The sequence below is a fragment of the Clostridia bacterium genome (assembly GCA_035561135.1).
Classification (GTDB): Bacteria; Acidobacteriota; Terriglobia; order Terriglobales; family Acidobacteriaceae; genus DATMYA01.
The window spans coordinates 147,357-160,203 of the sequence record DATMYA010000079.1 but is presented as its reverse complement, the minus strand read 5'-3'; the positions used below and the strand labels follow the sequence as shown (position 1 = coordinate 160,203).

At 56.7% G+C, this 12,847-nt stretch carries 9 protein-coding genes; 5 read left to right on the top strand and 4 right to left on the bottom strand.

Annotation, left to right across the window (positions count from 1 at the left end):
* Positions 1 to 2,798, bottom strand: a 2,798-nt coding sequence (locus VN622_16460) for a beta-L-arabinofuranosidase domain-containing protein (protein HWR37456.1), incomplete at its 3' end; no start/stop codon positions are given.
* Between VN622_16460 and VN622_16455 the strand changes: the two genes are divergently transcribed.
* Entirely contained in the window at positions 2,797 to 3,087 is a 291-nt protein-coding gene (locus tag VN622_16455; protein HWR37455.1) for a hypothetical protein, read from the top strand. The genes VN622_16460 and VN622_16455 overlap by 2 nt on opposite strands.
* 231 nt (positions 3,088 to 3,318) lie before the next feature.
* On the opposite strand, the gene VN622_16450 is transcribed toward VN622_16455, so the two are convergent.
* Complete coding sequence (locus tag VN622_16450) at positions 3,319 to 3,855, bottom strand: YgjV family protein (protein HWR37454.1); 537 nt, start codon at positions 3,853 to 3,855, stop codon at positions 3,319 to 3,321.
* A gap of 245 nt (positions 3,856 to 4,100) precedes the next feature.
* Between VN622_16450 and VN622_16445 the strand changes: the two genes are divergently transcribed.
* Entirely contained in the window at positions 4,101 to 5,579 is a 1,479-nt protein-coding gene (locus VN622_16445) for a DUF362 domain-containing protein (protein HWR37453.1), read from the top strand.
* 84 nt (positions 5,580 to 5,663) lie between these two features.
* On the opposite strand, the gene VN622_16440 is transcribed toward VN622_16445, so the two are convergent.
* On the bottom strand, positions 5,664 to 7,091 hold the full coding sequence (locus VN622_16440) for a polysaccharide lyase 6 family protein (GenBank protein HWR37452.1): 1,428 nt from the start codon (positions 7,089 to 7,091) through the stop codon (positions 5,664 to 5,666).
* A 297-nt stretch (positions 7,092 to 7,388) separates the two neighbouring features.
* Between VN622_16440 and VN622_16435 the strand changes: the two genes are divergently transcribed.
* From VN622_16435 to VN622_16425, 3 genes are all read left to right on the top strand, one after another.
* Positions 7,389 to 9,113 (top strand): alpha-L-fucosidase, encoded by a 1,725-nt coding sequence (locus tag VN622_16435; GenBank protein ID HWR37451.1) that lies wholly within the window; start codon positions 7,389 to 7,391, stop codon positions 9,111 to 9,113.
* A 130-nt stretch (positions 9,114 to 9,243) separates the two neighbouring features.
* Positions 9,244 to 9,789, top strand: a complete 546-nt coding sequence (locus tag VN622_16430; GenBank protein ID HWR37450.1) for a lactate utilization protein — start codon at positions 9,244 to 9,246, stop codon at positions 9,787 to 9,789.
* Positions 9,790 to 9,799: 10 nt separating this feature from the next.
* Positions 9,800 to 11,959, top strand: a complete 2,160-nt coding sequence (locus tag VN622_16425; protein ID HWR37449.1) for an LUD domain-containing protein — start codon at positions 9,800 to 9,802, stop codon at positions 11,957 to 11,959.
* 89 nt (positions 11,960 to 12,048) lie between these two features.
* Here the strand turns inward: VN622_16425 and VN622_16420 are convergent, their stop codons facing one another.
* Complete coding sequence (locus VN622_16420) at positions 12,049 to 12,702, bottom strand: hypothetical protein (protein HWR37448.1); 654 nt, start codon at positions 12,700 to 12,702, stop codon at positions 12,049 to 12,051.
* Between the last annotated feature and the right edge of the window lie 145 nt (positions 12,703 to 12,847).

Below are 12,847 nucleotides of genomic sequence, written 5' to 3'. Positions count from 1 at the left end.
GGTTCGCCGGCGGCAGTTTCCACTGGCTCCGGTTCAACTCTGTTCATGCGCGCGTAGTTCGGTATTGCGAGCATCGGCTTCCCATCCTGCCACTTACCGTTGATGGTCAACACGCCACCGAGCAGATCGCCATGCCATTCCGTTCTTAACGGAGCAGCACTCAGCGGCTTGTCGATATCGGGCTGATCCGCTTTCTCCACGTTGTAGACGAGCGGCCCATAGCGGAGCGCCACCAAACCAACATCCGCTTTAATCCGGCTGTCCGCTTTCACGCGCTGAGGTTCCATTGGGAACTCCACTTCGATGCGATCCCCGGCTTTCCACTCGCGCGTAATCACGGCGTAGCCTTTCTCGATCCGTGGCTTCACAGCCTGGCCATTGACTGCAAAGCTCTTGAGACCGCTTACAGCCGGCGTCGCTGTGTAAAGTTTGCTGGTGGCACGGTTTGGAACGCGCACGTAAACAGAGAAGGTTTTGGCCTGCTTTGGATTGACCGTAATTTCAACCGCTCCGTTCCACGGATAGTTCGTCTTCTGAACCATCTCTACATCTGTGCCCGCGACCTTGCCGACGTTGATGCGGCTGCCGACGAACATATTGACGTAGAGCGCATCCTTGCTCTTCACGTAGGTCCAGGTAGGAACCATGAGCAGAGTGCGAGGAATGTTGCCGACGCAGCACGGGCAGGCGTGCCACGGAGTGCGTGTTGTATTGATCAGCGGGTTGGTGTAGGCGAAATTCTTGCCCTCCAGATCCACGCCGCCGAGCAGCGCGTTGTACATCGTCTCCTCGTACAGGTCGGCGAACTTGGCGTCGTGGTATGCCAGGTTGTTCTTGTACTGGAAGAAAATGAGCCCGCAGCTGGAGCAGGATTCGCAATACGCGTTGTTGCGCAGCGAGTAGTTCGGGCCGAAGCCTTCGGACGTTTCGCCGCTGCCGATGCCGCCGGTCACGTAGTACTTCTTATTGACCATGTTGTCCCAGAGCGACATAACGGCGCTCTGGTAATCGATATCGCCGGTCTCGGCGGCGATGTCGGCCATTCCCGAATAGTAATAGACTGCGCGGACGGCGTGGCCCACGGCCTCGTATTGACGTCCGGGCGGCAGATGGCTCTGGTCGTACTCCTGCCCACCACGACGAGAGTCCAACAGAAACTTGGCGAGCTTAATGTAGGCATCGCCACGTCCGTTGCCTTCCATGTCGTTGACGAAGCGGCCGAAGCGTACCAGCGCCTGCTCCATCTCCTGGTGGCCGTCGAACCATTCCTTCTTGCCGGGGCCGATGTTGGCGACCCAGCAGTCAGACAGTTTCTTGGCGGCGTTGTACAGCCGCAGATCCTTGCCGTCGGTCAGAGTGTAATGATTGATGGCCGACTCGATGAAGTATCCGGCAACGTAGCCTTCGTGATTGCCACGCTGCTCGGGCGACCATCGTTCGGGCCAGCGTTTGCGGTCGGCCAGCGTGAAGGCCGTCTGCAGATAACCATCGGGTTCCTGCGCAGAGAGGATGATGGGAATCCACTTTTCAAGCGTGTCCCGCATCTTCGCCTGCGCGGCGATGATGTCCGCATCGCCCTGGGGATCGACCATCAGCGCAATGCACATGGACTCGACCGTCTGATGGACCCAGGCATTGGAGAATACATAGCCCAGGTGACGGCCGTGCGGCTCGCCGCGAAGCGCCTTCGCGGTTTCGATGAAGTTGTCGAGACCGCCCTGACCGGTCTTCAGGTCCGTGCGCTCGCAATACTCGATGCAATGAGGAATCCAACTGGTGATGAGCGCCTTGGCGCGCTTGTTCCAAAACGGGCTGTCAATCGCGTACTTCGTCGTGTAGACGACATCGAGCCGCTCCTTCGGCGGGGCTGGCTCAGCGTAAACATTAAGCGTCGAGACCGTCTGCTCCTTCCCTCGGCCGGCCGTCAGCTTGAGGACATACTCGCCGGGCGTGGTGAAAGTTGCGGCGGTTTCGGGCGCGGCAGCGTTGGCGAAGGCTACTCGGCCGGGGCCGGATTCCTTCGTCCACTGCACCCGATTGGCGGAGGTGGGCACGAGCCACAGCGCCTTGCCAGTTAAGTAGGTCTGCCCGCCAAGAACGACGACGCGGTCGATGCCGGCATCGACAACCGGGAGCAAAGCGGGAACCGGGCCGAAGTTGTAAACCTTCCACTCAAGAATGCCGGTCGAACGCTTGCCGTCGGAAACGATTTCTAGGCGCAGCTTATCAGTCTTCACCGGGGCAAATGTGGTGGTATTGAACTGGTTTGGCACAACCCCCAGGCCGCTAGCATTCGGCACAGGAACGAAGTCTCTGCCATCCCAGTAAAGCACGCGGCAGGAGGTCGGCGCGCCAACGTCTCTGCCATCGACCCACCAGTAGACGTCGATCTTGTTGGTGGTGACAGGCTTGCTCCAGTCGTACTGGACCCACTGGGTGTCGACCTTCGGCCAATTTCCATAGGAACCATGATGGTCGTCGCGGGAGTTGGCCGGAGTGAGGTCATCGTTCAGCGCCGAGAGCTTGCTGTCGCCAGACGTGAATAAGCTAGAAGGCGTTGCGACGGTTGCGAGGTTTAAAGGGCCGTCTTCGGCCCAGGCAACGGTTGCGAGAGGCCCCGCGGCCGCAATGAGAGCGGTCCCAGCGACTCCGGCGAGGAAGGTGCGCCGGCTGAACAAACGGTGACAGTCACAGCCGATATCGGTATCGGCAACGCTATCAGTCTCGCAGATGTGATTGTTTGATTGTTGAGCAGAGGGCAGGTGATCCTCGTTGCCTACAGAAGTTTTTCTGGACATGATGAAAGCGTTCCTTCGTAATGACATTTATGAGCGCGAACAAAAGGTGTCGCACTCTCCACTTGGGTGGGCACGGCATAGCTTGTGGTATCTATCCTCTCATTATCACAAGTTGCAACACGGAGTACAACTTTCCGCGACAGGCTTCGCCCTGCAGATTGACGCGATCGTAAACACGTGTCCCCATGAGGCGCTGTGCGCGATCACCTACAGCGGGCAGCACTGGGCGATGGAGCACTTTCTCGGCACATCGAGCGCGGAGGCACGGCGGATGTTCATCACGTGGTAACGAGGGATCGATCGGGCAGCTATACGGCTGTGCTGACGAACCGTGCCAATGCTCCGCAGCCGGCGATACGCGTCATCGGGCACTCTGTACTCGCAGTGACTCTTCCGTCCGATTCCATCACGATCTTAACGTGGAGCTAAGAACAGGGACGAGGCCGTCAGTGACGCTGCTCTGCTGCCGGCCTCCGTCGTTCCCGCGACCGCCGGGCAGCGCGCCCGAAGCACAGCAAAGTTAGTCGCCCGCCGGTACGACCTCTGCGGTCACCGGCGATCTTTGTTCCTGCGATCTGAGCACCCGAATCATGGTTGAGATGTTGGTGATCGCGATAACAGATTCGAGCAGGGTGCCGCCGATCGAATGGCTCACAATGTTGTTCGCCAGCCAGAGAAAAGTGCAGGTCAGCAGAACAAGCCGCATAGGGACACCTTGCATCCTGAACATGGCATAGGTTGCGGCGCTCGAGCCGATTATGGGCAGCCAACCGAGACCACTGCTGGCAAGCGCGGCGCCAACCGCGACATTCACAGCTACGATGAACGCCGCCAGCCACGGCGAGCGGCTTTTCAATGCCAGAAACGACCGGCAGCCCGATATGAACGAGCTGGAAGAGGCGGGCAGATTGCCCAACAGGAAGAAATGCAAAGCGTAAAAGAGACCTTGGATTGCATTAAGACCTTTTAGTCGCCGATCGTTTTTCTGAACGAAGGCCGCCACGCCGAGGACAAAAGCAGCATACCCGACACACTGAGCACCAGAAAATAGTTCCATCTTTTATCGATTGCCGAACCAGGCCGAAACGCAATCCGAGTATTTCGCAGGTAATGTCACAAGGTGAGAGACGAAGCGAAGTTTCGAATCCTGAATCAATCTCGGTTCTGACCTTCCTATGATTCATAATACGTCATTCGGAAAAGGATGATTTGGCGACTTTTGTTTCGCTGCCACCCTCCATTGAACGTCTTCTGTAGACCGACGTAGCGCATCCAAACCGTTTCAGGTACTCTGCTACGCAAATGAAATTATTCGATATCGCAATGAAGTCGTGGCGGAACTTTGTAACAGGCAGTCGCTCGATTGGCAAGCAGGGCGACTCTGGACGCCGCCGATTTTTGGAATCATCTGCCGGCATGATCGGCTTGTGCTGTTCGCTTTTGCCTGAACGCTTACTCCATGCGGCCGAGGTGCCCGAAAAGGCTGATAAACCGGTCGCCGAACTCCCGGATCGCACTCCAGGTTGGGTGCCGAGCGACCCGCCCAACTCGCCCATCGGTGACGCCAAAGGTATTTTCCCCGGACGCGTTGTTTGGGTGCGCGATTCCTCTGCAACGCCGTGGAAGGGCGATCTCAACACTGGCTCACATTGGTGGGATGACAATACCGGAATCAATCAGACCGCAGTTGATAGCATGGTTTCACGCTCTCTGCGAGCCCTGGCAGGGGCAAAGAATGACCGCCAAGCCTGGGAAAAAATCTTCCACCATCACAACCGGACTAACAAAAGCGGCAATGTTGGGTATCGCAAGGGCGAGGTGGTCGCTCTCAAGGTTAATTGCAACAACTGTTATGCCGGCTACGCCGACGTGGACGACCAGGTTGATGCAGCTCCGCAGTCAGTCTTGGCGATCTTGCGCCAGCTTGTCCATAACGCGGGCGTGCCTCAGGACAACATCGTCGTGTATGAAGCCGTGCGCGTGATCCCTGACCGAATTTACAAGCCGTGTCACGCCGAGTTCCCCAAGGTCATCTGGATGGATTCGAAGGGTGACGGAGTGAATGGCCGGCAGCCACTAACCTGGCATAAGAATGCCTTCTCATATTCGGTGACGGAAAACAACACCTGCGGTACGAGCGTTCCGGAAGTAGTTTTTCAGTCCAAGTACATCATCAACATGGCGCTGCTCAAAGGCCATCCCACGTGCGGGTTCACACTAACAGCCAAAAACCATTACGGTTCCATCGACGGGCGTGACCATAAGATGTTCATCAACACGTGGCAGCACAAGATGGGCATTTACAACCCGTTTGTCGATTTGATCGGCACGCGGCAGCTCGGTGGCAAGACGATCCTGTTCATGGTGGACGCGCTTTTTGGCACGCGGGACGCGAACGACCCAGTCATTGCGGAATTTGCCGGCTGGGCCAGGCTCTTTGGCGGCCAGTGGTCGAGCAGCTATTTGATGTCATTAGATCCGGTAGCTATCGATTCCGTCGGCCTGGATTTCCTGCATTCGGAGTTTGGCGGGTACTTGGCTTCAAGTCGAGGCCGCGGTCACGACCTTCATGCCGACAATTATCTGCACGAAGCTGCGCAGGCTTCAAAGGCGGCATCGGGCACGGTTTACAAACCGGACGGCACGGCGCTGGCCAGCCTCGGTGTTCATGAGCACTGGAACAATGGGAAGGATAAGCAATACAGCCGCAACCTCAGTTCCAGGGGAAAAGGCATCGAACTGGTCGCCGTTCACGACGAACGGCGTCAAACCAGGACGTAGCGCAATGCGCCCACATGGAACCAAAGAGTAACCCCGCCTGCACAGACGGGGTTACTCTTTTGTTCGACTTCTGTTGCGTACCGATTATTTCCTCATCCACTCCGGACCCACGTCGGCGACCGTCAGGGGTTTAACTTGCGGAGCCGGGGGCATCTTGTCCGCTCCAGCCCGTGTGAACCCCTCCGGGATCACAGCTTCACCTCCGAATACAACATTCGAAGCGAACCGGTTGGGCTTGAAGCTGAATCCGTCAAGCGGGGCTTGGCTGTCCTGAACTGTCGTCTCAAGAACCGTGCTGCCCTTAGTCTTTATGATCAGATTGTTTGCGATCAAATTGTCCTCGGGTAAAAGCACGCGCTGAGCGCCAGGCCAGCCACTCTTGTAGTTGCCGCCGACGGTGATGTCGGGGCCGGAATTGTCCACCAGGGTATTGCGCGCGACCTCGATTTGCTTTACCCATCCGTAGCGCGGTACACGGCCCAGCGGCGTTCCTTCACGCTTGATCGGCTCGTATTTGCCCGTCAAATCGCGGTCGATATATTCGCCGCTCATTAGCATGATTCCGTATTCGCAATTGGAAATATAGTTGTCGTAAATGCGCTGCTGCTGGCCCGTGGTACGCATCCCATAGGCCCCGCGCCGGCCGCCACAGAGGATAACGTTGCCGGCGATTGTATTGAAATTGCCGCTGCGATTGGTAATGCCGCCGATCGTATCGCGAATGGTGTTATTCAATACGCGATTGCGGTTTGATTTCAGCGAGATGATCTCCATGCCTTCGCCATCAGCGCGTTCCAAGAGATTCTCGGCGACTGTGAAGTAGGCGCCGTCGTCCCCCAGTTCCTCACTACCGCCGTAGCCCCAGATGCGGAACATCTCCATTCCATTGCGGCCATGGCTTGAGCCCATGTCGCTGATGTGGTTTCGGACAACAGCGTTGCGGCGCGCTCCCTGAATGCCGTTGCCTATCAACGGCTGCATGTTGGTCTTCTCCTTGAAGGAGCAGCGTTCGACAAGGTTGTCGCTGCCCTCGAAGAACACCCAGTAGTACTTGGTAAGCGGGTCCGGTGGGTTGTAGTTGATGATTGCGCTACTCAATAACTTGCCGTGATCGGACTTGAATGTCACCACGGAGCCGGAGGTCAGCGCGCCGTCGCGGAATAAAAGGCCTTCCACGTTTACATACGGCGCGGTGTACGTCAGGGTAGATCCACCCGTTAGAATCACTTTTCCTGGAGTCTGCGCGCGCAGGGTGACTGGTGCTGATGCTGTCCCCGCGGCACTAAGGACGATGTTGATATCCTTCCAGGTCCCATCGCGCATGGCGATGGTGTCGCCGGGCTTAGCCGACACTATTGCAGCCTTGAGTTCTTCCGCATTCGAGACCTGCTTGAAGGACCCGACACTCGAGTCCGCCGTCGGTTGCTTAGCGCTTAACGCAGCGAACGACTGATAGCTCAGCAGGAAAACCAGGAACATCAAACGGCACGTCCGGCCTATATGCATCGACATTAAATTTAAGGGTCCTCTCTTGGGGCATGTAATTACGATGAATTCGCTACTGCGTGATGCGCAACGCTGGTTCCACGTGCTAAAGGCGGCTGGCCTCGGACGGCCAACAAAAGCCTGCCCTGCGCTGGATGCGCTTTTGCATTCTAGAGTAGCTGGCTGCGATCACGTTAGCGTTATTATTGGGCTTTTTACTGGAAGAGCGTATAAGAGTGGAAGTAAGTTGCTCAAACCAACAGAAGTGATGCAGGTGGAATCATGATACGTAGGCTTTCTATTACAGTTCTGTTGCTGTTGGCTATGGCTAGTACTGCCTGGGGCCGGAAACCGGCCTTATCCCCGGCTACCGAGAAGGCGTTGCAATCGTGGCGCGAAGCGCGGTTTGGAATGTTTATCCATTGGGGACTGTACGCAGTGCCTGCCGGTGAATGGAAGGGGCGTGAAGTTCCCGGAATCGGCGAGTGGATCATGAACCGCGCCAAGATTCCGGTTTCTGAGTATGAGGCTCTCGCCCCGCAATTCAATCCAACGAAGTTCAACGCCGAGGAGTGGGTGCGGATCGCAAAGCAAGCTGGCGTGAAGTACATCGTCATCACCTCGAAACACCATGACGGGTTTGCGATCTTCAAGAGTGACGCCAGCAAGTTCAACATCGTTGACGCGACACCATTCCGCCGTGACCCGCTGAAGGAACTGGCCGCCGCCTGCCAGAAGGCCGGCATTAAGCTTGGCTTCTATTATTCCCAGACGCAGGACTGGCACGAGCCGAATGGTTTCGGCAACGACTGGGATTTTAAGGAGCCGTCCAAGGAGGCTTTTTCTGCTTACCTTGAAGCGAAAGTAAAACCGCAGGTACGTGAACTGCTGACGAACTACGGTCCGATCAGCCTGATCTGGTTTGACACGCCCAAGATCATGGACAAAGAGCAAAGCCAGGACCTGGCGAATTTCGTTCACAAACTACAGCCGAGTTGTCTGGTTAGCGGTCGCGTTGGCAACGGTGTAGGCGACTATGACTCGACCGGCGACAACCAGATTACGGTCGGCGTTGTGAAGAAGGACTGGGAAGCGCCCGTAACGATGAACCACACTTGGGGCTTCAAGAAGAACGACTCCGACTGGAAGCCCGTGCCGGTTCTGGTCCGCCAGTTAGTACGAACGGTCAGCGGGGGCGGCAACTACCTGCTGAACGTTGGGCCTGACGCCACCGGCGTCATTCCTGCACCGAGCGTAGAGCGACTTGCGGAAGTCGGTAAGTGGCTCAGCGTCAATGGCGAATCGATCTACGGCGCCGGAGGCAGCATTTTCCGGTACGAGCAGGACTTCGGCTTGATCACTTCAAAGCCGGGCAAGCTTTACCTCCACCTGTTCGATTGGCGAAACGAAATCGTCCTCAACGGGCTGCAGAACAAAGTGAAGAAGGCCTACCTTCTAGCAAACAAACGCAACCTTAATGTGACGAAAAGAACCGACGGTTCATTACACGTGGCTCTCCCGTCATCCGCACCCGACGCAATTGATTCCGTCGTGGTGCTTGAGATCGACGGAGCACCCAAGGTTGAGCGTGCAGTTGTTCAGCAGCCCAACGGACAATTGGCCTTGCCCGCATTTCTCGGCGAGGTCCACAAAACCGCCTCTGGGCCAGGACTGCGCTTCGACAGCCGCGGCGTCGTGGAGCGTTGGACGAACACGGGAGAATGGATGAGCTGGAAAGTTCGCGTCAGCCGTCCTGGAGAATTTGAGGTTCAACTCTTGAGCTCGGAACAGAAGTATGGCAAGGCGTGGGAAGGTGGACACAAGGTGGGCGTCGAAGTTGCCGGCCAGCAGGTGGCGGGCACGGTCAATCGCGACAACGTTGAGCAGGACCCCACCAGCCCCTACTGGAAGCATGTTGTTTCAAACATCGGGCGCGTGAAAATCGACAAGGCAGGGCAATACACGCTCAACCTGATGCCGGAGAAGATAGAAGCTGCGCAAAATCTCGGGCTGACGCTGGTTTCCGTGAAACTCGTTCCCGTGAAATAAGCAGAGAAGAGCGATGTGATGTTGACACTGACCGTGCGGCCACGCGTGATGCAAGACAAGTGTGCCGCACGGTTTTCTTATTCCGCTCGAATCGAAACGATGATTCCATCTTCGGAGTTTGCTGGTGAGCATGGACCCGATATTTGATCTCTTCAAGACAAGAGCGGCGACGGTGAGCGCAGAAGTGTACCGCTTTGCTGCAAAGGCGCAGGCAGTCGATTTCATCTGTAATTTCGTCGCGCACGAGACAAGTGAGAGCAATGGATTCGCATTGTGGGCCGACTGCCCGCTTCTGAATGGATTCGACAAGAGCCGACTTTGCGAAGAAGTGCCCGGCCTACGATTCAATGTGAATCGCGAGAATGCGGCCGGAGCGAGAATCGGGATCAGCCAGATGCACTGGGGCATTTCGAACACTGGCACGCTCGTCCAGGATGCCACCGCGGTCGAACAGCGCTTGGTCTCGACACTCCCCGAAATTCACATCGCAATCGTGGCAACCGGCAACATCCTGCCCGACTTACCAGCACTCCTGTCCAGGGTGAACATAAAAGAAATTAACTATTTCTCCTTCATCACCGGACCCAGTCGCACAGCCGATATCGAACGCGTGCTTACCATCGGCGTGCATGGACCAAAGCGACTGGTTATCGTCGCTGTCGATGAGCTCACGTAAGGATTCGGTGATGAAAAAAGAGTTCCGCCAGTCAATCAACACGGCCATTAACAATCCGAACCTCACGGGCGCGCTAGGTAGATTTTCTGAGGCTTACCGCGTAAGCCGGTCCAAAGCTTACGAGGGCATCGAATTCGAGACGCTCCGCACGCAGATCGCAGAACGAAAATCGTACGCCGCTGCACATCTTGAAGAGCTGGCAGAGCAATTCAAATTCAATGCGGAGGCACGCGGAGCCAAGGTGTTCCGAGCCAACAGTCCTGAAGCGGTAAGGGATTACATCCTCAGGCTCGCGCAGCACAACGGCGTTAAGACCGTGGTCAAGTCGAAGTCGATGGCATCCGAGGAGATACATCTGAATCCCTACCTCGAGAAGGCCGGCATTGCAGTCAACGAGACCGATCTGGGGGAGTGGATTATTCAACTGGCACACCAGACGCCTTCGCACATGGTTATGCCGGCGATACACATGCTCAAGGAAGAGGTCGCCGAAACATTCAGCAGGGAAGTGGAGGCAGGGCAACCCCCGGATATTCCCCGGTTGGTGGCGTTTGCGCGCGAGAAGCTGCGCGCAAAATTCCTTGACGCTGATTTGGGCATCACGGGCGCCAATATGGCGGTGGCGGAAACCGGCAGCATCGTCATCGTCACCAACGAAGGCAACGCTCGGCTGGTCACCACGCTGCCAAGGATTCACGTAGCGATCGTAGGAATCGAAAAGCTCCTGGCGAAGTTCGACGACGTAGTGCCGATCCTGACCGCACTGCCCCGAAGCGCGACCGCCCAGTTGCTGACCAGCTACGTGTCGATCATTAGCGGCCCGGTGCCCAATACAGACGGCACGCCTAAGGACCTGCACATTATCCTCATGGACAGCCGCCGCACGGAAACGGCGCAGGACCCGAAGTTCAAGCAGGCGCTCCAATGTGTGCGCTGCGCATCGTGCTTGAACGTCTGCCCAGTATTCCGGTTGGTGGGCGGTCACGTGTTCGGCAAGGTGTATACGGGCGGCATCGGCATCATTCTCACGGCCTGCTTCGACGGGCTCGAAGCCGCGGATGATATCCAAAGCCTGTGTATTCAGTGTGGCAACTGCGCCGAGGTCTGCCCGGGCAAGATCGACATTCCGGCACTAATTCTGGAACTGCGACGGCGGATTGCCGTCGAAAAGGGTCAGCCTCGGGCGCAGAAGGCCATCTTCTCGGTGGTGAATAATCGCAAGCTGTTTCACTCCATGCTGCGCGCCGCCTCTCTCGCGCAGAAGCCCTTCAACAAGAACGGGCTTATCCGCCATCTTCCGATGTTCCTGTCGGATATGACCAGCTTCCGAAGCCTCCCGGCAATTGCGGAAGAGCCTCTGCGGGACCGGTTCAAGAAAATCAATCAGCCTAAGTGCAAGGAAAAAGCGGCGTTTTATGCCGGCTGTCTCGTGGACTTTGCTTATCCGGAAATTGGCGAGTCCGTTATTAAGATTTTGAACAAGGCAGGAATCGAAGTTACCTTCCCCGAGAAGCAGACTTGCTGCGGAGCGCCTGCGCGCTACAGCGGCGCCTATGAGGTCGCTGCCAAGAATGCCGAGGACAACATCTCAGCGTTGCTCGAAGAAGGTGTGCAATATGTTGTCTCGGCCTGTCCCACCTGCACCGTGGCACTGAAGCAGGATTTCATCAGCACGTTCCAGAGCCTCGGCCAAACCGAGTGCATTGAAGCTGCCAGGGAACTCTCGGCCAAGGTGATCGACTTTTCTACATTAGTAAAGAAGCTTGTTGACGAGGGACGGCTCAGATTCAAGCCCGGAAAGAAAATGAGCACCTTCACTTATCACGACTCCTGCCACCTCAAACGGACGCTGAAGGCTGACCAGCCGCCTCGTGAGCTCATGACGAAGGCTGGTTATGAACTGGTCGAAATGGCGGAATGCGATACGTGTTGCGGAATGGGTGGGTCGTATTCGCTGAAACTGCCGGAAATCTCAGCCCCAATCCTTGAGCGCAAGGTGAAGAACATCAGCGAAACGGGCAGTTCCCTGGTATTGATGGACTGCCCTGGATGCATGATGCAGATCCGCGGAGGGCTGGACAAGTGCGGATCAGACATAAAGGTAGAGCATACTGCGGAACGATTGGCCGAAGAACTGGAAGCTATGTCTGAAAGTTTGTCATTCTTATAAACGAGCGCCAAACGTTCTCTCTCGTCGATATGCGCGGGCGAAGTCGAACTACGACCTACGCTGTTACCGAAGTGAGTTCTGAAAATATGCTATTGCTGCGCTACGCCTTTCACCACCAGCGCCAAGGGCAGCTTGCCCGATTGCGTGGTTGCCTCGGCGGCGAACGCCGCGAATCCCTCCGAGGTGTAGAACAGCGATGGGAATCCACTTGCACCCTCAATCGGAACCATGCTGAACGAGGCAGGATGGGATATGCCTGTGGCCTTTGCGCTGAGTTTCAGCAGTTCGGCCGTTGATGGCTTGGCGTCAGGACCGGGATCGGCACCGATGGGAACCAGCAGCACAAAATCCGGTTGGGCCGCCACTCCCATGTGGTTGCCGTCTTCGGGCAGCGCTTCGTACCTCATCGTGTACGTGCCGGCTTTCACCGGGAGTCCGCGGAAGTCGCTTCTTTGAGTACGGAAACTGATTACCCCAACGAATGTGGATGGCGCGAGCTCAGGATAGACGGCTGCTGAATTCGCCTGCTTAACGACAGGAATCGAATTGCGCAGCCACACGTCCACCACGGTGCCGTCATAGAGCGTCAGCCGATAGCCTTGAGGCGCGAGTGCCGCCGTGATGTTCGCAGGCGCAGACGCATCGGAAAATGCTGCCGTCTGTTCCACCTTCCCCGGTCCGGCCGCCAAGGCCAAGGTTGCGAAAAGCATGAAGCTGATTGCGACGAGAATTTTACGAAACATCCACTTCTCCAAGAGTGTGTAGAGTGACAACCGCGATAGCAGCCGGCGTCCACTCGCGAAGCACCGATCTAATCGCAGTTGCTGCCGTGACAGTTGCGGGTAGTGTCCGAGCACTCACCCGGCTCTGCGAGTCTGCCGTCAGGGC

Excerpts from the sequence above, each read along its gene's own strand:
- VN622_16440 (HWR37452.1), bottom strand. The coding sequence starts at position 7,091 with ATGTCGATGCATATAGGCCGGACGTGCCGTTTGATGTTCCTGGTTTTC.
- VN622_16455 (HWR37455.1), top strand. The coding sequence starts at position 2,797 with ATGATGAAAGCGTTCCTTCGTAATGACATTTATGAGCGCGAACAAAAG.
- VN622_16420 (HWR37448.1), bottom strand. The coding sequence starts at position 12,702 with ATGTTTCGTAAAATTCTCGTCGCAATCAGCTTCATGCTTTTCGCAACC.
- VN622_16450 (HWR37454.1), bottom strand. The coding sequence starts at position 3,855 with ATGGAACTATTTTCTGGTGCTCAGTGTGTCGGGTATGCTGCTTTTGTC.
- VN622_16445 (HWR37453.1), top strand. The coding sequence starts at position 4,101 with ATGAAATTATTCGATATCGCAATGAAGTCGTGGCGGAACTTTGTAACA.
- VN622_16430 (HWR37450.1), top strand. The coding sequence starts at position 9,244 with ATGGACCCGATATTTGATCTCTTCAAGACAAGAGCGGCGACGGTGAGC.
- VN622_16425 (HWR37449.1), top strand. The coding sequence starts at position 9,800 with ATGAAAAAAGAGTTCCGCCAGTCAATCAACACGGCCATTAACAATCCG.
- VN622_16435 (HWR37451.1), top strand. The coding sequence starts at position 7,389 with ATGGCTAGTACTGCCTGGGGCCGGAAACCGGCCTTATCCCCGGCTACC.